This is a genomic window from Caballeronia sp. Sq4a, assembly GCF_023170545.1.
In the GTDB taxonomy this organism is placed as follows: Bacteria; Pseudomonadota; Gammaproteobacteria; order Burkholderiales; family Burkholderiaceae; genus Caballeronia.
On record NZ_CP084250.1, the window covers coordinates 691,123 to 716,418 of the forward strand.

Below are 25,296 nucleotides of genomic sequence, written 5' to 3' on the forward strand. Positions count from 1 at the left end.
ATGTTCGGACTCCTGCCACTTGCTTCAGAATCCGGACAACGGCACGTTCATTCCCGATACGGCATCGCTGTGGGAGTTGCATTGATGCGCCTCTTCGTCGCAGGTGTCGTGCTCTTGGCGCTCGGCCAGCTTGCACTGGCCTCTCCGGCGTCAGTGACTGAGACCCAACAGGCGCTTTTGAAGCGATGGGCACTGAGCCGTTGTCTCGCGAAGGTCTATCCCGACTCACCGGCAAAGGACGACGCGAACGCAACAGCGAGCAGCTATCTCGAAGCTGGCAGTGTCCCGGCTGACGCCTACCTGGCGGTCGACAAGCTTGCGACCGAGTACGCGAACCGGCGTTACTCCGGCGCGGTTCACTCGTCGTTCGGAACGAACAAATGCATCGATCTCTTCGATAGCAAAGCACTCGACAATCTCACCGCTGGAATCGTGACTGCGCCATCCGCCGCCGCTAATCGACGATGAACTTGCGCGATGAATCGCGTGACACGGGCGGCGCGGACGCGAACTCCGGGTCCGCCGCCATGTCGTGCAGCGCCGCTTCGAGCGTCGCGCACATCGCATTCAGCGCGAGGTCGTTCTCCTCTAACCCGAACGGGTCTTCGATCTGCGCGGCGATCGCCTCCAGCGCCATGAACGCATACGCCACCAGCAACGCGAAGAGCGGCGTCAACAGTCCCGCGCCATCGACTAAGCCGAACGGCAGCATCACGCAGAAGAGGTAGATCGTGCGGTGGATCATCACCGAGTACGAGAAAGGCAGCGGCGTCGAGGTGAGCCGCTCGCAGCCGCCGATCACGGCCGACAGCGCGTTCAGGTTCGCGTCGATGGCGAGCACCGCGTAGCCGTCGAGCGCGCCTTCGCGCTTTCTCGCCGCGACCCATTCGCCGAGCCACAGCAGGATCAGCGCGGGCTTGTACTGCGCGGCGGCGACGCGCGCGTGCAATTCCGGCGGCAGGCGTGGCGCGAGATCGCTTGTCGCATCGGTGCCGCGCAACTGATGCCGCAACGCATGCGCCAGTCCGCCGATCGCCGCGAGAAAGCGCCGCGTGTCGGCGGCATCGCGCGGATGCGGCATCGACATCGCCTGACGCGCGAGCGACCGCGCCGTGATGACGAGCGAGCCCCAGAGCTTGCGTCCCTCCCACCAGCGGTCGTAGCTCGCGCTATTGCGAAAGCCGAGGAACACCGCGAGCGCGATGCCGACGAGCGCGAACGGCGGCGTGCCGAGCCCGATCGGATAGTGCCGCATGTGGTCGTGCATGAAGATCGCCGCGACCGACAGCGCGAAGATGAGCCCGAGCCGCGGCAGCAGTTGCGGCAGGACGGAGCCGCGCCAGACGAACAGCATGCGGAACCAGTGCAGCTTCGGGCGAATGATCATGTTTGAGAGGAAACGCGCGACTGTCCTGAAAATGCATCGACAAAAAAGGCCGTCCCTGCGGACAGCCCTTCATGCAACCGACGGCTTCTGCGCGGGCTCAAAGCGCCTCGCGTGCCGCCTTGGCCGCCGCGCGCACCTGATCCGGCGCGGTGCCGCCCGGATGATTGCGGCTCGCGACCGAGCCTTCGAGCGTCAAATACTCGAACACGTCTTCGCCGATCAGATGCGCGACGTTCGGCAGTTCGATGCGCATCGCGTCCAGCGAGAGATCCGCGATATCGCAGCCGCGCTCGTCGCAGATGCGCACCGCGTGCGCCACGGCTTCGTGCGCATCGCGAAAGGGCAGGCCGCGCTTCACGAGATAGTCCGCGAGATCGGTGGCGGTTGCGAAGCCCTGCAAGGCCGCGGCGCGCATGGCCTGCGGCTTCACCGTGATGCCCGCGGCCATTTCCGCGAAAATGCGCAGCGTGTCGGCGACCGTATCGACCGTGTCGAAAAGCGGTTCCTTGTCTTCCTGATTGTCCTTGTTGTACGCGAGCGGCTGACCTTTCATCAGCGTGAGCAATGCCATCAGATGTCCGTTCACGCGGCCGGTCTTGCCGCGCGCGAGTTCCGGCACGTCCGGGTTCTTCTTCTGCGGCATGATGGAAGAACCGGTGCAGAACCGGTCCGCCAGATCGATGAAGCCGACGCGCGGGCTCATCCACAGCACGAGTTCCTCGGAAAAGCGCGAGACGTGCGTCATGATGAGCGCGGCCGCCGCCGTGAATTCGATCGCGAAGTCGCGGTCGGACACCGCATCGAGCGAATTGGCGCAGATGCCGTCGAAGCCGAGCGAGGCCGCCACCGCGTGACGGTCGATGGGATAGCTGGTGCCCGCGAGCGCCGCCGCGCCGAGCGGCAGCCGGTTCACGCGACGGCGGCAGTCGCGCATGCGCTCGGCATCGCGCGTGAACATCTCGACGTAGGCGAGCAGGTGATGCCCGAACGTCACCGGCTGCGCCACTTGCAGATGCGTGAAGCCGGGCATGATGGTGTCCGCGTGCTTCTCCGCCATGTCGATGAGCGCGAGGCGCAGGTCCTTCAGCAAGTCGCCGATGCGATCGATCTCGCCGCGCAGCCACAGGCGGATATCGGTCGCGACCTGATCGTTGCGCGAGCGGCCCGTGTGCAGCCGTTTGCCCGCATCGCCGATCAGCGCGGTGAGCCGCGCCTCGATGTTCAGGTGCACGTCTTCGAGATCCAGCTTCCATTCGAACTCGCCGCGCTCGATCTCGCCCTTGATCTGCGCCATGCCGCGCTCGATGGCCGCGAGGTCGTCGGCGCCGATGATTTTCTGCGCCGCGAGCATCGACGCATGCGCGAGCGAGCCTTGAATGTCGACGAGCGCGAGCCGCTTGTCGAAGAACACCGACGACGTATAGCGTTTGACGAGCTCCGACATCGGCTCGGAGAAGCGAGCCGACCAGGCTTCGCCTTTTTTGTGAAGTTGGGACGTCATGGTGTGTTTTCGGCGTTCGAGGCGTCAGAAAGACGAGAATTTTAACATTCGGGGCTACGCGTCCCCGACCAGAATCACGAGCTTCAGGTCTTCGCGATGCGCCGGCTTGAACGTGATCTGATTGAACACCACGCGCCCGCGCGACGGATGATCGAACGCGCGCTCGCCGCCTTCGCGCTCGAACACGTCTTGCGAGGCCCAGTAGCGCGCGAAGGCATCGCTTGCGGCGCTCAACGCGTCGATCAATGCGCGCGTGGGCGGATTGTTCAGATGGCGGATGGAATCCGCGCGAAATTCGGCGGCGAGGCGCCGCGCGCGCGTTTCCCAGTCGACGATCAGCGTTCGCGCCACCGGCGACGTGAACGTATAGGTCAACAGGTTGCGGTCGTGCTCGCCGTCGAGCCAGCCGACGAACAGGTCCGCCGCCGGCGCGTTCCAGCGCAGCGCGTTCCACTGACGGTCGAGCACGTAGGCGGGCGCGCCGATCAGCCCGACCGTCTGCAACAGCGCGGCGGGGACGTCCTGCGCGGCGGGATCGGGCTCGGCGGGATCGCGTTGCGCGGCGAGTTCGAAGAGATACGCGCGTTCGGCGCGCGACAGTTGCAGCGCGACGGCAATGCGCGCGAGCGCGTCGGCGGAAGCGGACACCGGCCGGCCCTGCTCGATCCACGTGTACCAGGTCGGGCTCACGCCGCACAGTTGCGCGACTTCCTCGCGGCGCAGGCCGGGCGTGCGGCGGCGCGGACCCGGCGGCAAGCCGACCGCGAGCGGCGACAGACGCTCGCGGTGCGTGCGGATGAAATCGCCGAGCGCGCGGGCGGGCGTATCAGGGAGCGGTCCGGCGAGCGGTTCGGCGGGCTTGTTGTCGGTTCGGTTCATGCGGACTTCGGACGCAAACGTCGGCGGGCGACGGGTGGTTCGGATACCAGGATAACCAGTCAACTTGTACCGGTACAAGGCGGGCTCTATTGTATCGACACGCCGGCGCTGCGACGACCGGTATCCGATGCACAACACGTCCACCATGCGGAGTCACGATGAAACACCACGAACAGGTCGCCGACGCGTTCGGCAGCACTGCCGCCGCTTATCTCACGAGTCAGGTTCACGCGACCGGCGCCGATTTGCAGAACCTTGCCGCGACCTTCGCCGCGACGTGCGGCAACGCGACGGTGCTGGACATGGGCTGCGGCGCGGGTCATGCGAGCTTCGCGGTCGCGCCGCATGTGAAGCAAGTCGTGGCCTACGACATCGCGCCGCAGATGCTCGCCACCGTCGAAGCCGCCGCGAAAGAGCGCGGGCTGACGGCCATCCGCACGCAGCAGGGCGCGGCCGAAACGCTGCCTTTCGACGACGCCTCGTTCGACTGGGCGATCAGCCGCATGAGCGCGCATCACTGGCGCGACGTGCGAAAGGCGCTCGCCGAGGTGCATCGCGTGCTGAAGCCGGGCGGGCGGCTCAAGTTCATCGACATCGCGGGCATCGACGATCCGCTTTTTGACACGCACATTCAGGCAATCGAAGTGTTGCGCGACGCATCGCATATTCGCGACTATCGCGCGGACGAATGGATCGCGATGCTCGGCGCCGCCGGCTTCGACGCGCGCGTGACCGAACGCTGGCGCATTCCGCTCGAATTCGACGCATGGGTGACGCGCATGCGCACGCCGGCCGAGCGCGTGACCGCGATCAAATCGATGTGGGAGCGGGCTCCGGATGAAGTGCGCCAGTACTTCGCAGTGAAGGAAGATGGATCGTTCGAACTCGATGCGTTGATGATCGAAGGGCGACGATCGTAGTCTTGCCGGCTGGCGTTTCATGGAACTTCACAAAGCGTGGGCGTCGCGATCCTACAATTGTCGCTTCGGACAAGTTTTGCGCATCGGTAGCCCGAAACGGCGAAGACAGTTCGGAGCCGATGCACCGCGAGAATCCACGATGCAAGCCAACGAATTGGAAGTTCAGTTACGCAGCCGGCTGGAGCAGAGCCCGCACTCTGCCGCCGCGATGAACAACTACGGCGCGTTTTTGCGACAGCAGGGTCGCTACGCGGAATCCGAGGCGCTGCTTCAAGACGCTTTTCGCGTGAGACCGGATTCCGTGGAGATTTGCTTCAACCTGGCGCTCGTCCTGGTCGATCTCGGGCGGTTCGACGAAGCGGAAGTGGCCGTGCGCCGCGCTTGCGCCCTGAAGCCGGACTTCGCCGATGCGCACGGCGTGCTTGGCGACGTGCTGAGCAAGCAAGCCCGCTGGGCCGAGAGCGAGAAGGTTTTCCGCGAAGCCATTTCCATCAAGCCGCACGATGCGAATTTATATAGCGCGTTGGGCAACGTTCTCCGGCTTCAGCGTCGTCTGCCCGAAGCAGAGGCCGTGCTGAAACATGCGCTGACGCTCGATCCGAACTCGTTCCAAACTCATCAGACGCTGGGCATCGTGCTGGATTCGCAGGAAAGGGTCGAAGAAGCGGAGGCTGCGACGCGACGCTCGCTAGCCATTCGCCCGGACAATGCTCCTGCGAAGTTGTCTCTCGGATTCATCTTGCTCAGGTCGGGCCAGTACGCGGAAGGATGGACGCGCTTCGAGACTCGGCTCGACACACACAGGTCCACCGACTGGGATAGCGACAACTTCGATCTTGCTCCTGCGGCCGCACCGAGCTTTTCGATCGTCCGATGGCGGCACGGCGAGCCGATCGCGCGAAAATCCCTCCTCGTCGTGCAGGAGGAAGGTCTGGGAGACGTGATCCAGTTCGCCCGTTTTCTGCCGATGCTAAAAGCGCGCGGCGTAAGCAGGCTGTCCGTCCTCTGTAGTCCGAACCTGGCCCGATTGCTGGAATGTGTCGACGGCGTGGACGAAGTCATTCCGTCGACGCAAGGGATCGACGTCGCCTCCTACGACCGGTGGTGCTTCATGATGAGCCTGCCGCACCGGCTGGACATTACGCTCGCGAACCTGCCGGCGGACGTGCCGTATTTTCGATTGCCGGATGCGCAGGTCACGCGGTGGAGCAAGACGTTCGCGCAACGCGCGCCGTCCCGATCGCCGAAGGTAGGACTCGTTTGGGGCGGCAGCCACAGATTGGGCTGCGCCCGGCCCGGACGGTTCGACACGACCGAGAACGAGCAGCGGTCCATCGCCTTGAGCAGCTTGATCGACTGTCTGGCGATACCGGGAATCGAGTTCTTCAGCCTGCAGATGGGCGGGCCCGAGGCCGAATTGACTCAGATTCCGCCGCACCTGCGGCCGGTCGACCTGATGAGCGGCGTCACGGATCTCGCCGATACGGCGGCGCTCATCGAACAGCTCGATCTGGTCATCAGCGTCGATACATCCGTCGCGCATCTGGCGGGCGCGCTGGGCAAGCCGGTCTGGATCCTGTGCCGCTTCGCCGGCGACTGGCGCTGGCTCGTCGGGCGGGACGATTCGCCGTGGTATCCGTCGGCGCGCCTCTTCCGGCAATCGCGGCCTGACGACTGGACCGACGTGATCGCGAAGGTGGGGCAGTGCTTGCGGGAATTGGCGCGTTCTGAAGCGCCGCCACGATAGACGGCGCTCCCCAACGCAGGCTCAGCCCGTATTCCGCAAGCCTGCCGCAATCCCGTTAATGGTCAAATGAATCCCGCGCCGCAGCCGCACGTTCTGATCGCCCGCGCGGTGGCGCTTGAGCAGTTCCACCTGCAAGTGATTCAGCGGATCGAGGTACGGAAAGCGGTTCTTGATCGAACGTGCGAGCAGCGGGTTGTCGGAGAGCCGCTCGCTTCGCCCAGTGATCTCGGTCAGCACGTGACAGGTGCGCTCGTGCTCAGCCACGATCTTATCGAACACCAGCTTGCGCAGCTTCTTGTCGCTGACGAGCTGCGCGTAACGCGACGCCACCGCGAGATCGGTCTTCGCGAGAACCATGTCCATGTTCGACAGCAGATTCTTGAAGAACGGCCAGGTCTTGTGCATCTTGCGAAGCGCGGCAAGACGCCGGGCGCGCTCGGCATCCGATCCGGCTTCATCGAGATACGCGGTCACCGCGCTGCCGAAGCCGTACCAGCCTGTCAAGAGCAGACGGCACTGGCCCCACGAAAAGCCCCAGGGAATCGCGCGCAAATCCTCGATCTTCCGATGCTTCGGGTCTTGCAGCTTGCGCGATGCCGGCCGGCTGCCGATGTTCAGTTCCGCGATTTCCGCAATCGGCGTCGAGGAGAAGAAGTAATCGGTGAAGCCGGGCGTCTCGTAGACGAGCGCGCGATACGCCGACATCGCCGCATCCGAAAGCGTCTGCATCGTCGCTTCGAACTGCGGCAGTTGCGCGGGCGCGTTTTCGTGCGGCAATAGCGATGCTTCGAGCGTCGCGGCCACGACCGTCTCCAGATTGCGCCGTCCGATTTCCGCATTTGCGAACTTGCTCGCGATCACTTCGCCTTGCTCGGTCAGCCGAATCTGGCCGTCGACGGTGCCGGGCGGCTGCGAAAGGATCGCCTGATACGTCGGACCGCCTCCGCGCCCGACCGTGCCGCCGCGCCCGTGAAAGAGCCTAAGCGTCGTCTTGCGCTCCTTGAACAGCGCGACGAGCGCCAGTTCCGCGCGATACAACTCCCAGTTCGACGTGAGAAAGCCGCCGTCCTTGTTGCTGTCCGAATAGCCGAGCATGACTTCCTGCTCTTTGCCCTGATGCTCGATCAGCTTGTCGATGCCCGGTAGCGCAAAGAACTCGCCCATGATGACGGGCGCATTGCGCAAGTCCGCGATGGTTTCGAAGAGCGGAATGACCATCAGGCCGTCGCGCGCGGCGTCGTCCTTGCTGCCGAGACAGCCTTGCAGCACGCCGGTTTCCTTTTGCAGCAGCATGACTTCGAGCAGATCGCTGACGGTTTCCGTGTGCGAAATGATGTAGTTGCGCACCGCCCGCGCGCCGAACTTCTCGCGGATTTCCCGCGCCGCTTCCAGCACGCCGAGTTCGCTCTTCGCGAGATCCGAGTATTGCGCGTACGGCAGGCGCAGTGGGCGCGGTTGTCCGAGTTCCTTCAGCAGCACGTCGCGCTTCTGCGCTTCGTCGAGCGACGCGTAATCGGCGACGACGCCGCCGCGCGCGAGCAGTTCCGCGACGACCGCTTCGTGGATATCCGAGCTTTGCCGCAAGTCGATGCTCGCGAGATGAAAGCCGAACACTTCGGACGCCCGCGCGAGCGGCGACAGGCGCTGCGCCGCCAGCGACGCGCCGTGGTTCTGCGCAAGCGATTCGATCAGCACGTTCAGATCGCGCGTGAACTCGGCGGCGTCGGCATACGGCGTCGCGCGAATCGGGGCCGCGCCGCGCCCGGCGCTGCGCACGGCCACCACGCCTTCGCCGAGCCGCACGCGCGCGCTCGCCGCGAGCCGCGTGTAAATGCCGATCAGCGCGCGCCGATACGGCTCATCCGTGCGATGCGGCGAGTGGTCAGGGGACGCATCGGCGAGCGCGAGCAGCGCATCGCTCGCTCCGGCAAGCAGATTGGACACCGACAGCTCCGCGCCGAGCTTGTGCACCTCTTCCAGATAGTGTTCGAAGATAACGGTCGCCTGCCGCGTGATGGCGGCGTCGAGCGTTTCCGCCGTGACGTTCGGGTTGCCGTCGCGGTCGCCGCCGATCCAGCTTCCCATCTGGAAGAACGGCGGCAGGCGCGTGGGCAGGCCGTGCTCGGCGAGCGCGGCTTCGATGTCGGCGTAGAGCGCGGGAATCTCGGCGAGAAAGGTCGCGCGATAGTAGGAGAGCGCGTTCTCGATTTCATCGGCGACGGTCAGGCGCGCGTCGCGCAGCATGCGCGTCTGCCAGAGCGACGTCACGCGCGCGCGCAGCACCGCCTCGTTCTGCGCGCGTTCGCGGGCGGTCAGTTCCTGATCGCGCTCGGCGAGCAGACGCGCGATGTCGTGCTGCGCGTCGAGGATGCTCTTGCGCTGCACTTCGGTCGGATGCGCGGTGAGCACCGGAACGATCAGCGCGTCGTCGAAGAACTTCTGCAGCATCTTGCGCGTGGCGCTGACGTTCTTCTGCTCGCGCATGCGCTCGATCGCATAGGCGATGGTGCCCGGCTGCGGCGCCGAGCCCGCGAGCGCGTGGATGCGGCGGCGGCGATTGTGGTGACGGTCTTCCGCGATGTTCGCGAGATGCGAGAAACAGCTGAACGCGCGCACGACGGATACCGTCTGCTCCGGCGACAACGCACGCAGGCGCTTTTCGAGCGTCTGCGAGGCGTCGACGTCGTCCTCGCGGCGAAACTTGACGGCGGTCTGACGAATCGCCTCGACCATGTCGAACACGGCGTCGCCTTCCTGCTCGCGCAGCACTTCGCCCAGCACGCGGCCGAGAAAGCGGATGTCTTCGAAGAGCGGACGATCCTTGTCGTCGCGGGCGCGGCTCGCGGGCTTCGCGCGGTCAGCGGAATCGGCGAACTCAACGGCGGGGCTGTCATCGGCGGGAGAAGCGGCCTTCGCCTTCTTCGACGCCTTCGCCGGCTTCGGCGCTTTCACCATCACTTCGACGCCCGGCTTCTCCTGGACGGCGACGGCCGCGGTGGACGCTTTCGCGGCACCTGCGGCCCGCGTCTTCGGAATGGAAGGCGACGCAGCCGCGATGGACGTGTCGGAGGATGAGTCGGGCGATGCGGCGTTGCGGCGCGCCGGGCGGGCCGAAGCGGAAGACGTCACGTTGAGTTCCTCTCTCTGCTCTCTGATAGGCGAAGCCAGGGACCATCGGCGAAACGGCGGCCTGTGCGGCGCCGCGCGAAGCAAGTCATGCGGACCAGCAAGATGAACGTGTGCGAGGCGTCCGCGCCCGGCGCATGTGTCTCCCCATGCGCCGAGCCCGCTTCCCGGCGCTCGGAAAGGCGCGCCGGACAAGGCTCTCGCGCGCCGCCCATGCCCGAATGGACCGTGGCGTGCGTGCTACCATTGTTTGTTATTTCATCCCGTATTCGATCGAGCATCAATGAATTCCGAGACGCATTCAACGACACCGCCCGCCACGCTTGTCATCGCTTCGCGGGAAAGCCGGCTCGCAATGTGGCAAGCCGAGCATGTGCGGTGTGCGCTGCACAAATTATATCCATCTTGCGACGTCAAAATTCTCGGAATGACGACACGCGGCGATCAGATTCTGGACCGCACGCTGTCGAAGGTCGGCGGCAAGGGTCTTTTCGTGAAGGAACTGGAAGCCGCGCTCGCGGAAGGCCGCGCCGATCTCGCGGTGCATTCGCTGAAGGACGTGCCGATGCAGTTGCCCGAAGGCTTCACGCTCGGCGCCATTCTCGAACGCGAAGACCCGCGCGATGCCTTCGTGTCGCCGCACTTCGAATCGCTCGATGCCTTGCCTGCGGGCAGTGTCGTCGGCACGTCCAGCTTGCGCCGTGAAGCGATGATCCGCGCGCGCTTTCCGCATCTCGACGTGCGGCCGCTGCGGGGCAATCTCGACACGCGCTTGGCCAAGCTCGATCGCGGCGATTACGCGGCGATCATTCTGGCGGCGGCGGGTCTGAAGCGGCTCGGGCTAGAGTCGCGCATTCGCGCATGCCTCGATGCGTCCGAGAGCTTGCCGGCGGCGGGGCAGGGCGCGCTCGGCATCGAGATTCGCGCCGATCGCCCGGAACTCGCGGCGTGGCTCGCTCCGCTGCATGACGAAGCCACCGCGCTCGCCGTCGAAGCGGAACGCGCGGTGTCGCGCGCGCTCGGCGGAAGCTGCGAAGTGCCGCTCGCCGCGTACGCGCACTGGCGCGACGGCGCGCTGTTTTTGCGCGGCGCGGTGTCGATGCCCGACGGCAAACGCATGCTGCGCGCCGAAGAAGCGGTGCGCGCGCCCGATCTGGCCGGCGCGCTCGCGCTCGGTCAGCGGGTGTCGGCCGATCTTGAAGCCCAAGGCGCGGCCGACATCGTCAACGCGCTCTCGACCATGAGCCGCGCCGACGCGCCCAACGAGCCGCCGCCCGCAAGCGGTTCGACGGACAATCCCGCGCCGCCGCCCGCGGCGAACGCATCCTGATGGCGAGCGCGGCCCGCGCCACCGTCGTCATCACGCGTCCGGGCGGGCAGTCGTTGGCGCTCGTGGAACGGCTCAGTCGCGCCGGCTTCGACGCGTTCGAGTTTCCGCTGATCGACATCGCGCCGGTCGCGGACGACGCGCCCCTTCGCGCCGCGCTCGACGAGCTGTACGCGCCCGAGCGCTACGCGCTCGTCGTGTTCGTGTCGCCGAACGCGGTCGATCATGCGTTCGGCCGCCTCTTCGCGCCGTGGCCCGCGGACGTGCCGGTGGCGGTCGTCGGGCCGGGCAGCGTCGCGGCGCTCGCGCGGCAAGGCGTGCATGCGCCGACGCATCGCGTGATCAGCCCGTCGGAAGAAGCTGACGATCCGCGTTTCGATTCCGAGGCGCTCTACGCCGCCATCGAGTCGCACTTCGGCGCGAACGGGCTCGACGGCCGGCGTGTGTTGATCGTCCGCGGCGACGGCGGGCGCGAGTGGCTCGCCGAACGGCTCGAACAGGCCGGCGCCCGGGTGACGAAGGTCGCGGCCTACCGGCGTCTGCTGCCCGAGCCGTCGATGCGCAATTGGGAGCGCATTCACGCGCTGCTGGGCGGGGATCACGCGTGGCTGCTTACCAGTTCGGAAGGCGTGCGCAATCTGGACGAGCTCGCCCGCGAGCATCTCACCGCCGACGAGATCGCGCGGCTCAAGCACGCGCCCGTCGTCTGCCCGCACCCGCGCATCGCCGAAGCCGCGCGCCAAACGGGTTTTGATAGGATTACGGTGTCCGGCGCCGGCGACGAACGCATCGTGCATACGCTGGAGGCGCTATTTCCCTACGCCTCGGCAGCGAATCAGGAGCCTGACGCGCAGGCGACGGCCGGCGCATTCTCTCGAGCGACTGACACATCGCCGGCCACGCCGCCGGCCCACCAAACGGCTCAATCACGCATGACTGACTCGAACGATTCCAAGAAAGCTTCACCTCAGCCGAACGTGACACCGCCCTTGCCGCCGAACACGCCCTTCACGCCGTATGAACAGCAGAAGCGGCGCGGCGGCGCGGGCACTGTGTTGTTGTGGTTTCTCGTCGTCATTCTGGCGGTGGCGGCGGGCGCGGGCGGCTACGCGCTGAACCGCAAAATGGACCGCAAGGAACAGGAAATGGCGCAGCGCGTCGAAGAAGCCGATGCGCAGAACGCCGCGCTGCGCGCGAAGGCCGATCAGGCGGCGAGCGCGACCTCCGCGCTCAACACGCAGTTGATCCAGCTGCAAGGCAAGCTCGCGGATGCCGAAGCGCACAGTCAGGCGTTGCAGCAGCAATATCAGGATCTCGCGAGCAACCGCGACGACTGGACGATCGCGGAAGTCGAGCAGATTCTCTCCAGCGCGAGCCAGCAGTTGCAGTTGACCGGCAACGTCCAGCTCGCGCTTTTCGCGCTGCAAAGCGCCGACACGCGCCTCGCCGCGACGACCGGCCCGCAAGTCGTCGCCATCCGCAAGGCCATCGCGCAGGACATCGACAAGCTGAAGTCGACGCAAACTACCGACCTCACCGGTCTCGCCATCAAGCTGGACACGGCCATCGGGCAGATCGACGGCTTGCCGCTCGCGGGCGAAGCGCCGATCGAGCGCGCGCGGGCGCAGGCCGCCGCGCCGGGCGACAGCGCGTCGATCGCGGCGGCCACCGGCGAGCCGCGCTGGAAGGTGCTGTGGCGGCAGATCACGAGCGGCATCGGACAGCAGTTGTCGAGTCTCGTGTCGGTGCGACGCATCGACAATGCGGACGCCATGCTGACGTCGCCCGATCAGGGCTACTTTGTGCGGGAGAACGTGAAGCTCCGCCTGTTGTCGGCGCGTCTGTCGCTGCTTTCGCGCAGCGAATCCACGCTGAAGTCGGATCTCGCGGCAGCGGATGCCGCGCTCGGCCGCTACTTCGATCCGTCGTCCAAGAAGGTCGCCGCCGTGCGCGATCTCGTGAAGCAGGTCGATCAGGCGTCGCTCGCGGTCGCCGTGCCGAACCTGGACGCGAGCCTTGCCGCCGTGCATCAGTTCAAGCGAGGCGGATGATGACGATTCGAGGACTCATCTGGCTCGCGCTGCTCTTCGCGGTCGCGGTGATCGTCGCGACGGTCGGCGGCTTCAATGGCGGGCAGGTATTGATCGTCGTTCCGCCGTATCGCGTGGACGTGTCGCTCAATCTGTTCGCGGTGGCGCTCGCCGTGCTGTTCATCGCGCTGTACGCGCTGATTCGGGCGGCGCGCGGCGTCTGGAAAATGCCGCAGCGCGTGGCCGCTTACCGCGCTCGCAGCCGGCTCGCGAAGGCGAACGCTTCATTGCGCGATGCCATCGGCCACCTGTACGCCGGGCGTTTCTCGAAGGCGGAGAAGGCCGCGCGCGATGCGCTTTCCGTCGCGGAGAATCAGGGCGCGGCCGGGCTGATCGGCGCGAACGCGGCGCATCGGCTGCATGAATACGGGCGTCGCGATGAATGGCTCGCGCAGATCAGCGGAGCGGACTGGCAGGACGCGCGTCTGATGGCTACCGCCGACATGCGCGCCGATGGCCGCGACGCGGACGGCGCGCTCGTCGCGCTGACGGAGATTCAGGCGCAAGGCGGGCGGCGCATTCACGCGCAGCAGATCGCGCTGCGCGCGCAGCAGCAACTGAAGAACTGGGCAGAAGTGCTGAAGCTCGTGCGCATGCTGGAGAAGCGCGAGGCCTTGCATCCGGCGGTCGCCGTGCGTTTGCGGCAGGTCGCGGCGGAAAATCTGCTGCGCGACCGGCGGCACAATCCGGACGCGCTCCTGGAATTGTGGCAGTCGCTGTCCCCGACGGAGCGCCAGTCGCCGCGTCTCGCGGATCTTGCCGCGGAATTGCTGATCGCGCTGGACCGCCGCGCGGAGGCGAGGAAGATCGTCGAGGAGGCGCTCGCGCATAACTGGGACGCGCGGCTGTTGCGGCGTTATCCGGATTGCGTTGTGGGCGGCGATGCGTTCCCCCTCATTCAGCGCGCCGAAGCGTGGCAGAAGGAGCGCACCGAAGACGCGGACCTGCTTTTCACGCTCGGGCGCTTGTGCCTGCATCAGCAGTTGTGGGGCAAGGCGCAGGCGTTTCTCGAATCGGCGCTCAAGCTGGCCGACAACGAGCCGCTCAAGATCCGGACGCATCGCGCGCTCGCGCGCCTGCATGAGCAACTGGGCGATGCCGAGAAGGCCGCCGAGCATTATCGGGCGAGCGCGCTGGCGATGAACGTCGTCTAGGTCGTGGGTTCAGCGTGACAAGGCCGCATGCGTGAGAGCGCATGCGGCCTTTGTTTCGTGGGGCGCCGAAAAAGCAGTACGAGACGCGGGCGAGCGCGCCCGCAGAAATCAATACGTCGGAACGGAAGGATCCACCTGACGCGACCACGCGTCGATGCCGCCGTACAGATTGAAGATATTCGTGAAGCCGCGCGATTCGAGGAACATGCCGACCTGGGCGCTGCGCGCGCCGTGATGGCAGATGCAGACGATCTGCGCGTCGTCTTCCAGTTCCTCGCTGCGCGCGGGAATGTCGCGCATCGGAATGGACACGACGTTCTCCATCTTCGCGGTTTGCAGTTCCCACGGCTCGCGCACGTCGAGCAAAACGGGAGCGGGGCGGGAAGAATCCGCGAGCCACGCGGCGAGTTCGGATGCGGTCAGGTTTTGCATGGAATATCGGGCGCGGAAGATGGGGGCGAAGCGGACGCCGGGCGCGGGAAAGCCCGGCGGCCCGGCGGCGAAAGTGGAACGCTCAGAACTTGAACGCGGGCGGATGCAGCGCATTCTTCAGCGGCGCGACGAAAGTCTCGAACACGGCCGACACGCGGAACTGCTTCTCGTCGATGCGCGTGATGATCTGCGCTTCCATCACCGGCGCCGTACCGACGAAGGCCGCGATGCGCCCGCCGATGTTCAGCAGTTCCAGAAATTCCTGCGGCATCACGGGCAGGCCGCCCGACACGCAAATCACGTCGAACGGCGCGCCCTGGTCCCAGCCGCGCGCGCCGTCGCCGACGACTACTTCAGCATTCGTCACGCCATTGGCCGCGAGATTCTGCTTCGCGAATTCGGCCAGTTCCGGTGAGATTTCGACGGTCGTCACGCTGCGGCCGCGATGCGCGAGGAGCGCGGCCATGTAGCCCGAGCCCGCGCCGATTTCGAGCACCGTCTCGCCCTTGTGCACCGTCAGTTCCTGCAGGATGCGCGCTTCGATCTTCGGGGCCAGCATGCGCTCGCCGCCCGGCAGCGGGATTTCGAGGTCCGCGAAAGCGATGTTGCGATAGGCGGCGGGAACGTAGTTCTCGCGCTTGACGATCGACAGCAGGTTGAGCACGTCCAGGTCCAGCACATCCCAGGGACGAATCTGTTGCTCGATCATGTTGAAACGCGCTTGCTCGATGTTCATGTTCTGTGTGCGTGTTGACGACAGGAAACCGGTGCCCCGAAGCACCGGCGCGAGCGGCCGGACGGGGCGGATTGACTTCGCGATTGTAGCAAACGGACGGGTTTTCCCGCCCGCCCTAATGCGGCAGGCGAATGTCCAGCTTGAACGTGGCGAGCCGCGCGACGAGGATGAACGCCGTCGAAAGCAGCACGTTGTAGATGGTGTCGACGTCCAGTTGCGCGAGGCCGAGATAGATCCAGCAGCCCGCGAACGCGCACACCGCGTAGGGCCGCGAATCGCGCAGAATCAGCGGAATCTCGTTGCACAGCACGTCGCGCATGATGCCGCCGAAGACGCCGGTCGTGACGCCCATCATCGTTGCGGTGAACGCGGGCATCTGCGCATCGAGCGCGATGGACGTGCCCGACACGCTGAAGAGGCCGAGCCCGATCGCATCGGTGACGAGGAGCGCGCGCTGGTCGAACAGGCGCGAAGTCAGGCGCAGAAAAAGCGGCGCGAAGATCGCCATCGCGAAGATCGCGAGCACGTAATCCTGATGCTCGACCCAGTAGAACGGGCGGCGCGAGAGCAGCACGTCGCGCACCGTGCCGCCGCCGAATGCAGTGGCGAGCGCGACGAGAAAGGCGCCCACGGCGTCGAGCCGCCGCTTTCTCGCTTCGATGAGGCCGGAGAGCGCATACGCGAAGATCGCGAACGCCTCCATGATGGAAATGGCGAGGGTGAGTCTCGGATGCACGGTCGTTCGGTCAGCGGGTCTTGTCTTGGGGATGATTGTGATGCCGCGGCGTGCCGCCCGGCTGCAACAGGACGAGCACGGCGCCCGCGCCGCCGTCGTGCGGACGCGCCTGACAGAAGGCAATCACTTCCGCCTTTTGCGTGAGCCACGCGCGCACTTTGCCTTTGAGGATCGGTTCCTTGCCGATGGAGCCGAGCCCCTTGCCGTGAATCACGCGCAGGCAGCGCAGGCCGCGCTTCACCGATTCGCGGATGAACTCCGCGAGCGCCTCGCGCGCTTCTTCGCGCCGCATGCCGTGCAGATCGAGTTGCGCCTGAACGATCCACGCGCCGCGCCGCAGCTTCTTCACGACTTCCTGGCTGATGCCCGGCCGGCAGTAGGAAAGCGTCTCGTCGATATCGAGCAGGCTTTCCGGGTCGTACTCGTCGGAGAGCGCCTCCTGCAACACCGCTTCCTCGTCGCGGCGGCTTTGCAGCGGAAGCGGCGGCGGGGGCACGCGCGTCACGGTCATGCGCGGCGGCGTCTTGAGCGGCTCGATCTGGCCGATGGAGCGGCGAAACTCGTCCGCGTGCGCGGCCGCTTCGCGCTCGGCAAGCACCGCTGCGGCGCGTTCGGCGGCGCGCTGGTCGGCGTCCGACTTCAGCGCGTCCTTCAGCGCGGCGAGGCCCGCGAGCCCGTCGCGCTTGACTGCGTCCTTGACATCGCGCGGATCGGCGGCCGGCGGCTTTTCGACAGCGGCCGCGCGCGGCGTCTGCGGACGGCGAGGCTTCGGTTCGTTCGGGTGAGGATGATTTTTCGGCATCGTTCGGCCACAGAGTACGGCTGCGCGGGCAGCGGCGGACGGAAGACGGCGATCCGACGCAGCGCGCCGATTGTGCCACGGGCGCGGTCGTCGCCGAATGCGCCGGCGGGAAACAGCCTTCGACAATGCTGGAAACAAAAAACGGGCCGGCGGCGCGAACCGGGGCCCGTTTTTCGACGAAATGGGTCGTCAAGGGTGAAGGCGCGCCGCGCCCTCGTGCTTACCGATCCTTTTCGTGGCTCATCGAGTGCGGCGTCGGGGTTTCGTCGATGGCTTCGAGATAACGCTGCGCGTCGAGCGCGGCCATGCAGCCCGTTCCCGCGCTGGTGATGGCCTGGCGGTAGATGTGGTCCTGCACGTCGCCGGCGGCGAACACGCCGGGGATGCTGGTTGCCGTCGCGTTGCCGCTCGTGCCGCCCTTGGTGATGATGTAGCCGTTCTTCATTTCCACCTGACCCGCGAACAGTTCGGTGTTCGGCTTGTGGCCGATCGCGACGAACACGCCTTGCAGCGGAATGTCCGTGGTTTCGCCGGTCTGCGTGTGCTTGACGCGCAGGCCCGTGACGCCTGATTCGTCGCCGGTCACTTCGTCGAGCACGTGATTCCACTTGATGTCGACGACGCCTTCCTTTTCCTTCGCGAGCAGGCGGTCGATCAGGATCGGCTCAGCGCGGAACTTGTCCCGGCGGTGAATGACCGTCACCTTCTTCGCGATGCCCGACAGATACAGCGCCTCTTCGACGGCCGTGTTGCCGCCGCCGATCACCGCGACTTCGCCGTTGCGATAGAAAAAGCCGTCGCAGGTCGCGCAGGCCGACACGCCCTTGCCCATGAACGCCTGTTCCGACGGATTGCCGAGATATTGCGCCGATGCGCCCGTCGCGATGATGAGCGAATCGCACGTGTATTCGCCAGCATCGCCGATGAGACGCAGCGGCCGCTCGTTGAGCTTCGCGGTGTGGATGTGGTCGAAGACGATTTCGGTGTTGAACCGGCGCGCGTGCTCTTCCATGCGCTGCATCAGTTCCGGACCCTGCACGCCCGAAGGATCGCCCGGCCAGTTTTCGACGTCGGTGGTGGTCATCAGCTGGCCGCCTTGCGCGAGGCCGGTGACGAGCAGCGGCGCCAGATTCGCCCGGGCCGCATAGACGGCGGCGGAATAGCCGGCGGGGCCGGAACCGAGAATCAGCACTTTGGCGTGTTTGGGCGCGGGTTGCGGTGATGACATGATGGTGGTCCGTTATGGATGGTCGGATCGGCAGTGCATGCGCTCTGCTTCGCGCAGCAAGTTCGGCACCCGATGCGTGCCGGCCGATGACCCGTAGTTGGATGCGAAACCTCGATTATAAAGGCCGCTGCGAAAGCGTTCCGAGTGAACCTTTCAATCGCTTTGATAGGCGCGCGTCGCAGATTTCACGCAGAAACGGGCGATGAACGGCATGTGAGGAGTGTTACAGGTTGCAAGAACGCGGCCGTTTTTGCGCCTTTCACCGCAATGCAGCGTTTACAATAGGTCACCGTTCATGCGGCCCCGATCTAACTGACGAAGGCCGCGACAAGCGACACCGAATCAATGGCCAAAGCATCCTATTCCGCGAGCCCGCAGGCGTTGCCGCACCGCATGTCGCGGCTCTTCACCGAGATTCGCTGGATTCTCCAGGTCGCCCTCGGGCTCTTCCTCGTCATGGCGCTCATTTCGTACAGCCGGAAAGATCCGAGCTGGACGCACGCGGTGAGCGTCGATCACATTTCCAACTGGGCCGGGCGCGTTGGCGCGTACACGTCGGACATTCTGCTGCTCGTGTTCGGGCTGTCGTCGTACTGGCTCGTCGTGCTGCTCGGGCGGCGCATCGTCGCGAATTACCGGCGCATCGCGGAGCCGGCGGCGCAATCATCGTCGGACGATGAAAACGCGCCGCGCGACCGTACCTGGCTTGCTGAAGCGTTCGCGTTCGTGCTCGTCTTGCTCGCAACTGACGGCATCGAGGCGCTGCGCATGTGGTCGCTCAAGGTGCCGCTGCCACGCGCGCCGGGCGGCGTGGTCGGCGACATGATCGCGCGTCATGTGTCGCATGCGCTCGGCTTCACGGGCGCGACGCTGTTTCTGCTGATTGCGCTCGCCATCGGTCTCTCGCTGTATTTCCGGTTCTCGTGGCTTTCCGTGTGCGAGAAGGTCGGCGAGGGCATTCTGAACGCGATCACCGGCGCGCAACTGCGCCGCGAAGCGGGCCGCGACCGCAAGCTCGGCGAAGAAGCCGCATCCAAGCGCGAAGGCAAGGTCGTGCGATCGCGCGTGAAGAGCGAGGATCACGAGCCGATCGTGATCGTGCCGCCGGTCGCCACGCCGCCGCGCTCGGAGCGCGTCGAGAAGGAAAAGCAGGTGCCGCTTTTCGCCGATCTGCCGGGCGATTCCACGTTGCCGGCCATCGCGTTGCTTGATCCGCCGCCGAAGACGCAGGAAACCATCGCCGCGGATACGCTCGAATACACCTCGCGTCTCATCGAAAAGAAGCTGAAGGACTTCGGCGTCGAGGTGAGCGTGGTCGCCGCGTATCCGGGGCCGGTCGTGACGCGATATGAGATCGAGCCGGCGACGGGCGTGAAGGGCAGCCAGATCGTCGGACTCGCGAAGGATCTGGCACGCTCGCTGTCGCTCGTGTCGATTCGCGTGGTCGAAACGATTCCGGGCAAGAATTACATGGCGCTGGAATTGCCGAATCAGCGCCGGCAGACGGTCAAGCTCTCCGAAATTCTCGGTTCCGAAGTCTACGCGGCGGCGGCCTCGCCGCTCACGATGGGCCTCGGCAAGGACATCGGCGGCAATCCGGTGTGCGCCGACCTCGCGAAAATGCCGCACTTGCTCGTCGCGGGCACGACGGGCTCGGGCAAGTCGGTCGGCATCAACGCGATGATCCTCTCGCTGCTCTACAAGGCGAGCGCGGAGCAGGTGCGCCTCATTCTGATCGATCCGAAGATGCTCGAAATGAGCGTCTACGAAGGCATTCCTCATCTGCTGTGCCCGGTCGTCACCGACATGCGGCAGGCCGGTCACGCGCTGAACTGGGCCGTCGCCGAGATGGAGCGCCGCTACAAGCTGATGAGCAAGATGGGCGTGCGCAATCTCGCGAGCTTCAACTCGAAGATTGACGAGGCGAAGAAGCGCGACGAGAAGATCCCGAATCCGTTCAGCCTCACGCCCGACGATCCCGAGCCGCTCACGCGCCTGCCGAATATCGTCGTGGTGATCGACGAACTCGCCGATCTGATGATGGTCGTCGGCAAGAAGGTGGAAGAACTGATCGCGCGTATCGCGCAAAAGGCGCGGGCGGCGGGAATCCATCTGATTCTCGCGACGCAGCGCCCGTCGGTGGACGTGATCACCGGCCTCATCAAGGCGAACGTGCCGACGCGCATGGCGTTCCAGGTGTCGTCGAAGATCGACTCGCGCACGATTCTCGATCAGCAGGGCGCGGAGTCGCTGCTCGGCATGGGCGACATGCTTTATCTGCCGCCGGGTTCGGGCCTGCCGGTGCGCGTGCACGGCGCGTTCGTGTCGGACGAGGAAGTGCATCGCGTGGTCGACAAGCTGAAGGAGCACGGCGAGCCGAATTACATCGAAGGCATTCTCGAAGGCGGGCTGGCGGGCGAGGGCGACGAAGGCGCGGCGGGCACGGGCGCAACCGGCTCGACCGATGGCGAGTCCGATCCTTTGTACGATCAGGCGGTCGAGGTCGTGATCAAGAACCGGCGCGCGTCGATTTCGCTCGTGCAGCGGCACTTGCGCATCGGCTATAACCGCGCCGCGCGGCTTTTGGAACAGATGGAGAATTCGGGTCTCGTGTCCGCCATGTCGTCAAACGGCAACCGCGAGATCCTCACGCCCGCGCGCGAGTCGGAATAGCGCGGGCGGCTACGGAAGGAGAACAACAGCATGAAGCAGTACACGGGGAAGAAGGCATTCGGCGCGGCGCTGCTGTCGGCGTCGATGTTGTTTGCGTCGCACGCATTCGCAAGCGGCACCGAGCAGTTGAAGATGTTCGTGTCGCAGGTTCACGCGGCGCGCGGCGACTTCACGCAGCAGGAAGTAAAGGCGCCCGGCAAGGCCAACAACGGCGCAAGCAGCACCACGACGCCGACCAAGGGCGCGACATCGAGCGGCACGTTCATGTTCGCGCGGCCCGGCAAGTTTATCTGGTCCTACCAAAAGCCGTATTCGCAGTTGTTGCAGGCCGACGGCGACAAGCTCTACGTCTACGACAAAGACCTGAACCAGGTGACGGTGCGCAATCTCGGCGGCGCGCTAGGCGCGAGCCCGGCGGCCATTCTCTTCGGCAGCAACGATCTGGAGAAGAACTTCACGTTGCGCGATGCCGGCGTGAAGGGCGGCATCGACTGGCTCGAACTGACGCCGAAGGCGAAGGACACGCAGTTCCAGACGGTCGGCATCGGCTTCAAGGATGGCAATCTCGAAGCGATGGAACTGCATGACGTATTCGGCAACGTGACCCTCCTCACGTTCTCGAACATCCAGAAGAACCCGCCGGTCAAGGCCGACACCTTCAAGTTCAACGTGCCGAAAGGCGCAGACGTCATCAACGGATGATGTCGCGGCGCGGCTCTTCGGAGCCGCGCGTCGCTTGTGGCACGTCTAGCGATATTCCGTGACGAGCGTCACGCGCATCGCGGACGGCGATCTGTTTTGCATCGACAACAGTCCGCCCGAAGCGCCGACGCGGAATGCACCGTCGCTCGCTGCCGGGATGCGATGGCCGTTGCCGTCGACGAAATCCGCGACCAGGGCATCCGTTTTCGCACGATGGTTGTCGACCATCAGCGAAACCACGGCGTTCGGCGTGCTGTTCGGAAAAGCGTCGAACGCGACGGTGGCTGTTCCTCCGTCTTGCCTCAGCGTGGTCGATGCGCCTGCGTGCATGCCTGGTCCTGCCGATGTTGCCGATACCGCTAAAGGTGGCGAGACAAGCGCGCCTCGGAACGTGATCGTGCCGCCCGGCATGGTGTACGCGTTCGCCGACATGGCGAAACAGGCGGCCACGCCTGCCATTGCAATTCGCCAGCTTCCCGTTCTGCGCAGCGTCATGTTGTTCATCGTGTTCCCCTTATTGGTCGTGTTGTCGCGGTTCGATACCGCGCGCATCGGCGGATACGGTCTTACTCGATCCTTCAATGCGTCAGACGATAATAAGAGGAGTCCGATCGATTCGACAATGACTTTTCGCTTGCGCGGTTGAAAAATGTGCGATGCGTGTTGTCTGGGCAGATGACGGATAGTTTTGACTGCTAACAAGCTGCAAATGCGACAAGCGATGAAGGCGTCGACGACACTTCTCTAACGCGATGCGACAGCGCTTGGGATGCAGCGCCGCCAATGGAAATCACAGCGCGCCCCAAGCACTTCTCCACAACTTCTGTGCAGCGCCCTGTGGAAAAGCGCCTGACAAGTCGCCTAGGGCGTTGATTTGCGAGCCGAATCCGCGCGCGCTGCCGTTGCGGTCACGAGGCGACCGCAGCCCGCCGCGTCGACACCAGCAGCAGATAGCACACTGCGCCGAGCGCGAGCGCCGGCAGCGTCGCGCCGAGATTCGGCAGCCAAGCGTTGATCGCGTGATAGGCCGCGATGCCGACCGCCCACGCGATGAACGCGCTCACATGCCAGCCGCCCGAGTAGCCGTAGCGTCCGTCGAGGCGGCCGACCGCGGCAGCATCCACGCGGCGCTTTCGCACGATGAAGTGATCCGCCAGCACGACGCCGAAAAGCGGCGCGAACACCGAGCCGATCAAGAGCAGGAAGTTCTGATACTTGCCCATCGCCACGACGAGCGCGACCAGCGTGCACAGCGCGCCGAACGCCGCCGACAGCATCGGCACGCTCGCGCGCGCCCAGAACGTGCCGGTGGACACGGCCGCCGAGTGGATGTCGGCGAAGGCGTTGTCGATTTCATCGATCAGAATCAGCAGTAGCGCAATGCCGCCGCCCGCCTGCGCGAGCGCGACGGTCAGCAGCGTGTCGCCGCCGCCCGCAGCTAGCCCATACACCGCGCCGAGCGCATAGAACCACAGATTCGCGATGCCGTAGCCGAGCAGCGTCCCGCGAAACGTGCCGCTCGCGCTGCGGCCGAAACGCGTGTAATCGGCGATGAGCGGCAGCCACGACAGCGGCATCGCCACCACGAGGTCGATGCCCGCGCCGAACGCCAATTCGCCGGTGCCGGGGCGCGCCATCAGCGCGGCGAGATCGTGCTTCGACAGCAGATTCCACGTCAGCCAGCCGGCCCCGCCGAGCAGCAGCCAGATGCCCCATGTGCGCAAGAAGCGCCGCACGAACGAGAGCGGTCCGCTCACCGCGAGCAGCGTCGCGAGCGCGCCGAAGAGAAGCGTCCAGACGAGCGGCATCGAGAGATGGAAGGATTGTTTGGCGAGCGCGTCGGCGGAATCGCGCATCACGATGATCTCGAACGATCCCCAGCCGACCAGTTGCACCGCATTGAGCACGGCGGGCACCGACGCGCCGCGCACGCCGAGCGTCGGGCGCAGCGAGGACATGGCCGCGAGCCCGGTATCTGTGCCGACCACGCCCGCGAGCGCCAGCAGCACGACGCCGATCACCGTGCCGATGGCGATCGCGGCGAGCGCGTGCGGCAGCGAAAGGCCCGGCACCAGCAACGCGCCCGCCTGCGCGACGAGCAAGCCGATGCCGAGCGAGAACCACAGCGCGAAGGCGTCGCTCATGCCGAAGGCGCGGCGCTCGGAGGGCACCGGCACGAGCGGCGCGTAGGTGGAGGTGTTCTCTTGCTGCATCGAGTAGTTCCTATGAAAGTCGGTTGGAGCGGCGCCGGTCGCGCCCGGCGCGCGGCTGTCATAATCACCCGAATCGTGCGCGATTGTGCCTGCCGTCGTCCGGCTTGAAAACTAGGCCGAACGGCCGATGCCAAGCGCCCGGTAAAAAGCGCAACATTATCGCCGCCTGCGGATTCTGCGCGAGAGCCCGCATCCATTTGCTTCAATCGCCTGAAATTGCGTCCACAGCACATGTTCGAAGAAAACCGTGGCACCGTTCCGCTCGCGGAGCGTCTGCGTCCCCGCACCATCGACGAAGTCATCGGGCAGAAGCATCTGCTCGGGCCGAGCAAGCCGCTGCGCGTCGCGTTCGAGTCGGGCGAGGCGCACTCGATGATTCTGTGGGGCCCGCCCGGCGTCGGCAAGACCACGCTCGCGCGCTTGATGGCAGCGGCCTTCGACGCCGAGTTCATCTCGCTGTCGGCGGTGCTCTCCGGCGTGAAGGACATCCGCGAGGCCGTCGAGACGGCGCAGATCCATCGCGCGAACGGGCGGCAGACGCTCGTGTTCGTCGACGAGGTGCATCGCTTCAACAAGAGCCAGCAGGATGCGTTCTTGCCGCATGTCGAGTCCGGACTTTTCGTGTTCGTCGGCGCGACGACGGAAAATCCGTCGTTCGAAGTGAACAGCGCGTTGTTGTCGCGCGCGGCCGTGTATGTGCTGAAGAGTCTCGATGCCGACGAGCTCAAGGAACTGCTCGAACGGGCAACGGCCGAGCTCGGCGGACTGACGTTCACGGACGAAGCGCGCGAGGCGCTGGTCGGTTCGGCCGACGGCGACGGCCGCAAACTGCTGAACAATCTGGAGATCGTCGCGCGGGCGGCGGCGCAGCAGAAGAAGACCGAGGTGGACGGCGCGTTGCTCGGCAGCGCGCTCGCCGAAAATCTGCGCCGGTTCGACAAGGGCGGCGACGCGTTCTACGACCAGATCAGCGCGCTGCACAAGTCGGTGCGCGGCAGCAATCCGGACGCCGCGCTGTACTGGTTCTGCCGCATGCTCGACGGCGGCGCGGACCCGCGCTATCTCGTGCGGCGCATCGTGCGCATGGCGTGGGAGGACATCGGGCTCGCCGATCCGCGCGGCGCGCGCATCGCGCTAGACGCCGCAGAAACGTACGAGCGTCTCGGCACGCCGGAGGGCGAACTCGCCATCGCCCAGGCGCTCATTTATCTCGCCGTCGCGCCGAAATCGAACGCGGGCTACAACGCGTACAACGAGGCGCGGCGGTTTGTCAGCCGGGACCAGTCGCGCGGCGTGCCGGTGCATCTGCGCAACGCGCCGACCAAGCTGATGAAAGAACTCGGCTACGGCCACGAGTACCGCTACGCGCACGACGAGCCGGACGCGTACGCCGCGGGCGAAACGTATCTGCCGGACGGCATGCGCGATCCGCACTGGTATCAGCCGACGCCGCGCGGCCTCGAAGGCAAGATCGGCGAAAAGCTCGCGCGGCTTTCCGAACTGGACGACGCCTGGCGCCGCGAGCATCCGGACCCGAAGAAGCGTTGAGCGTCGTTTCGCGGCGACCCCAGGCGCATTTCGCGAAGCGATTCCGCGATGCCCGCGAACGCCTGAGCCCGTGCGCTAGAATCGGCGTTTCCGAA

20 protein-coding genes are annotated in these 25,296 nt (G+C 65.6%); 10 read left to right on the top strand and 10 right to left on the bottom strand.

What is annotated here, in order from left to right; genetic code table 11:
• Positions 1 to 468, top strand: coding sequence for a T6SS amidase immunity protein Tai4 family protein (locus LDZ24_RS03190; RefSeq protein ID WP_248321548.1), 468 nt, complete (start codon positions 1 to 3; stop codon positions 466 to 468).
• Here the strand turns inward: LDZ24_RS03190 and LDZ24_RS03195 are convergent.
• The 3 genes from LDZ24_RS03195 to LDZ24_RS03205 all read right to left on the bottom strand — a co-directional run bounded on the left by LDZ24_RS03195 (position 455) and on the right by LDZ24_RS03205 (position 3,767).
• Complete coding sequence (locus LDZ24_RS03195; RefSeq protein ID WP_248321550.1) at positions 455 to 1,387, bottom strand: bestrophin family protein; 933 nt, start codon at positions 1,385 to 1,387, stop codon at positions 455 to 457. The two genes, LDZ24_RS03190 and LDZ24_RS03195, sit on opposite strands and share 14 nt — an antisense overlap.
• A 97-nt stretch (positions 1,388 to 1,484) precedes the next feature.
• On the bottom strand, positions 1,485 to 2,888 hold the full coding sequence (gene argH / locus LDZ24_RS03200; protein WP_248321552.1) for an argininosuccinate lyase: 1,404 nt from the start codon (positions 2,886 to 2,888) through the stop codon (positions 1,485 to 1,487).
• A 54-nt stretch (positions 2,889 to 2,942) separates the two neighbouring features.
• Positions 2,943 to 3,767: a helix-turn-helix transcriptional regulator gene (locus LDZ24_RS03205; protein ID WP_248321554.1), complete on the bottom strand. Its 825-nt coding sequence runs from the start codon at positions 3,765 to 3,767 to the stop codon at positions 2,943 to 2,945.
• Positions 3,768 to 3,925: 158 nt separating this feature from the next.
• Here LDZ24_RS03205 and LDZ24_RS03210 point away from each other — a divergent pair, with 158 nt between their 5' ends.
• Both LDZ24_RS03210 and LDZ24_RS03215 read left to right on the top strand, forming a co-directional pair.
• Positions 3,926 to 4,687 (top strand): class I SAM-dependent methyltransferase, encoded by a 762-nt coding sequence (locus tag LDZ24_RS03210; protein ID WP_248321556.1) that lies wholly within the window; start codon positions 3,926 to 3,928, stop codon positions 4,685 to 4,687.
• A 139-nt stretch (positions 4,688 to 4,826) separates the two neighbouring features.
• On the top strand, positions 4,827 to 6,434 hold the full coding sequence (locus LDZ24_RS03215; protein WP_248321558.1) for a tetratricopeptide repeat protein: 1,608 nt from the start codon (positions 4,827 to 4,829) through the stop codon (positions 6,432 to 6,434).
• Positions 6,435 to 6,455: 21 nt separating this feature from the next.
• Here the strand turns inward: LDZ24_RS03215 and ppc are convergent, their stop codons facing one another.
• Complete coding sequence (gene ppc / locus LDZ24_RS03220; protein ID WP_248321559.1) at positions 6,456 to 9,563, bottom strand: phosphoenolpyruvate carboxylase; 3,108 nt, start codon at positions 9,561 to 9,563, stop codon at positions 6,456 to 6,458.
• Between the two features lie 280 nt (positions 9,564 to 9,843).
• On the opposite strand from ppc, the gene hemC reads away from it, so the two are divergent.
• Genes hemC through LDZ24_RS03235 form a run of 3 tightly spaced genes read left to right on the top strand, consistent with a single transcriptional unit; the run spans position 9,844 to position 14,131 of the window.
• On the top strand, positions 9,844 to 10,890 hold the full coding sequence (gene hemC, locus LDZ24_RS03225; protein ID WP_248321561.1) for a hydroxymethylbilane synthase: 1,047 nt from the start codon (positions 9,844 to 9,846) through the stop codon (positions 10,888 to 10,890).
• Positions 10,890 to 12,938, top strand: a complete 2,049-nt coding sequence (hemDX, locus tag LDZ24_RS03230; protein ID WP_248321563.1) for a fused uroporphyrinogen-III synthase HemD/membrane protein HemX — start codon at positions 10,890 to 10,892, stop codon at positions 12,936 to 12,938. The genes hemC and hemDX overlap by 1 nt, the downstream gene beginning before the upstream one ends.
• Positions 12,938 to 14,131 carry a heme biosynthesis protein HemY gene (locus LDZ24_RS03235; RefSeq protein ID WP_248322261.1) on the top strand — a complete coding sequence of 398 codons (1,194 nt, stop codon included), beginning with the start codon at positions 12,938 to 12,940 and terminating at the stop codon, positions 14,129 to 14,131. The genes hemDX and LDZ24_RS03235 overlap by 1 nt, the downstream gene beginning before the upstream one ends.
• A 108-nt stretch (positions 14,132 to 14,239) precedes the next feature.
• Here LDZ24_RS03235 and LDZ24_RS03240 read toward each other — a convergent pair whose 3' ends face one another.
• The 5 genes from LDZ24_RS03240 to trxB form a co-directional block, all read right to left on the bottom strand.
• Positions 14,240 to 14,563 (bottom strand): rhodanese-like domain-containing protein, encoded by a 324-nt coding sequence (locus tag LDZ24_RS03240; RefSeq protein ID WP_175939728.1) that lies wholly within the window; start codon positions 14,561 to 14,563, stop codon positions 14,240 to 14,242.
• Between the two features lie 82 nt (positions 14,564 to 14,645).
• Entirely contained in the window at positions 14,646 to 15,299 is a 654-nt protein-coding gene (locus LDZ24_RS03245; RefSeq protein WP_248321564.1) for a protein-L-isoaspartate O-methyltransferase, read from the bottom strand.
• A gap of 115 nt (positions 15,300 to 15,414) precedes the next feature.
• Entirely contained in the window at positions 15,415 to 16,035 is a 621-nt protein-coding gene (locus LDZ24_RS03250) for a trimeric intracellular cation channel family protein (RefSeq protein ID WP_175939730.1), read from the bottom strand.
• Between the two features lie 10 nt (positions 16,036 to 16,045).
• On the bottom strand, positions 16,046 to 16,837 hold the full coding sequence (locus LDZ24_RS03255; RefSeq protein WP_248321565.1) for a Smr/MutS family protein: 792 nt from the start codon (positions 16,835 to 16,837) through the stop codon (positions 16,046 to 16,048).
• A 220-nt stretch (positions 16,838 to 17,057) separates the two neighbouring features.
• The gene (gene trxB / locus LDZ24_RS03260; protein WP_175939732.1) at positions 17,058 to 18,065 is read right to left on the bottom strand and encodes a thioredoxin-disulfide reductase; all 1,008 of its coding nucleotides are present in this window, start codon (positions 18,063 to 18,065) and stop codon (positions 17,058 to 17,060) included.
• 345 nt (positions 18,066 to 18,410) lie between these two features.
• Here trxB and LDZ24_RS03265 point away from each other — a divergent pair, with 345 nt between their 5' ends.
• Genes LDZ24_RS03265 through LDZ24_RS03275 form a run of 3 tightly spaced genes read left to right on the top strand, consistent with a single transcriptional unit; the run spans position 18,411 to position 22,086 of the window.
• Complete coding sequence (locus LDZ24_RS03265) at positions 18,411 to 20,738, top strand: DNA translocase FtsK (protein WP_248321566.1); 2,328 nt, start codon at positions 18,411 to 18,413, stop codon at positions 20,736 to 20,738.
• 30 nt (positions 20,739 to 20,768) lie between these two features.
• On the top strand, positions 20,769 to 21,440 hold the full coding sequence (gene lolA, locus LDZ24_RS03270; protein WP_248321568.1) for an outer membrane lipoprotein chaperone LolA: 672 nt from the start codon (positions 20,769 to 20,771) through the stop codon (positions 21,438 to 21,440).
• Positions 21,441 to 21,498: 58 nt separating this feature from the next.
• Entirely contained in the window at positions 21,499 to 22,086 is a 588-nt protein-coding gene (locus tag LDZ24_RS03275; protein ID WP_248321570.1) for a hypothetical protein, read from the top strand.
• A gap of 262 nt (positions 22,087 to 22,348) precedes the next feature.
• Here the strand turns inward: LDZ24_RS03275 and cytX are convergent, their stop codons facing one another.
• Complete coding sequence (gene cytX / locus LDZ24_RS03280) at positions 22,349 to 23,653, bottom strand: putative hydroxymethylpyrimidine transporter CytX (protein WP_248321571.1); 1,305 nt, start codon at positions 23,651 to 23,653, stop codon at positions 22,349 to 22,351.
• A 231-nt stretch (positions 23,654 to 23,884) separates the two neighbouring features.
• Between cytX and LDZ24_RS03285 the strand changes: the two genes are divergently transcribed.
• On the top strand, positions 23,885 to 25,201 hold the full coding sequence (locus LDZ24_RS03285) for a replication-associated recombination protein A (protein WP_248321573.1): 1,317 nt from the start codon (positions 23,885 to 23,887) through the stop codon (positions 25,199 to 25,201).
• Positions 25,202 to 25,296: the final 95 nt, after the last annotated feature.

Coding starts and splice junctions, on each gene's coding strand:
- LDZ24_RS03190 (WP_248321548.1), top strand. CDS start 1: ATGTTCGGACTCCTGCCACTTGCTTCAGAATCCGGACAACGGCACGTT.
- LDZ24_RS03195 (WP_248321550.1), bottom strand. CDS start 1,387: ATGATCATTCGCCCGAAGCTGCACTGGTTCCGCATGCTGTTCGTCTGG.
- argH (WP_248321552.1), bottom strand. CDS start 2,888: ATGACGTCCCAACTTCACAAAAAAGGCGAAGCCTGGTCGGCTCGCTTC.
- LDZ24_RS03205 (WP_248321554.1), bottom strand. CDS start 3,767: ATGAACCGAACCGACAACAAGCCCGCCGAACCGCTCGCCGGACCGCTC.
- LDZ24_RS03210 (WP_248321556.1), top strand. CDS start 3,926: ATGAAACACCACGAACAGGTCGCCGACGCGTTCGGCAGCACTGCCGCC.
- LDZ24_RS03215 (WP_248321558.1), top strand. CDS start 4,827: ATGCAAGCCAACGAATTGGAAGTTCAGTTACGCAGCCGGCTGGAGCAG.
- hemC (WP_248321561.1), top strand. CDS start 9,844: ATGAATTCCGAGACGCATTCAACGACACCGCCCGCCACGCTTGTCATC.
- hemDX (WP_248321563.1), top strand. CDS start 10,890: ATGGCGAGCGCGGCCCGCGCCACCGTCGTCATCACGCGTCCGGGCGGG.
- LDZ24_RS03235 (WP_248322261.1), top strand. CDS start 12,938: ATGACGATTCGAGGACTCATCTGGCTCGCGCTGCTCTTCGCGGTCGCG.
- LDZ24_RS03240 (WP_175939728.1), bottom strand. CDS start 14,563: ATGCAAAACCTGACCGCATCCGAACTCGCCGCGTGGCTCGCGGATTCT.
- LDZ24_RS03245 (WP_248321564.1), bottom strand. CDS start 15,299: ATGAACATCGAGCAAGCGCGTTTCAACATGATCGAGCAACAGATTCGT.
- LDZ24_RS03255 (WP_248321565.1), bottom strand. CDS start 16,837: ATGCCGAAAAATCATCCTCACCCGAACGAACCGAAGCCTCGCCGTCCG.
- trxB (WP_175939732.1), bottom strand. CDS start 18,065: ATGTCATCACCGCAACCCGCGCCCAAACACGCCAAAGTGCTGATTCTC.
- LDZ24_RS03265 (WP_248321566.1), top strand. CDS start 18,411: ATGGCCAAAGCATCCTATTCCGCGAGCCCGCAGGCGTTGCCGCACCGC.
- lolA (WP_248321568.1), top strand. CDS start 20,769: ATGAAGCAGTACACGGGGAAGAAGGCATTCGGCGCGGCGCTGCTGTCG.
- cytX (WP_248321571.1), bottom strand. CDS start 23,653: ATGCAGCAAGAGAACACCTCCACCTACGCGCCGCTCGTGCCGGTGCCC.
- LDZ24_RS03285 (WP_248321573.1), top strand. CDS start 23,885: ATGTTCGAAGAAAACCGTGGCACCGTTCCGCTCGCGGAGCGTCTGCGT.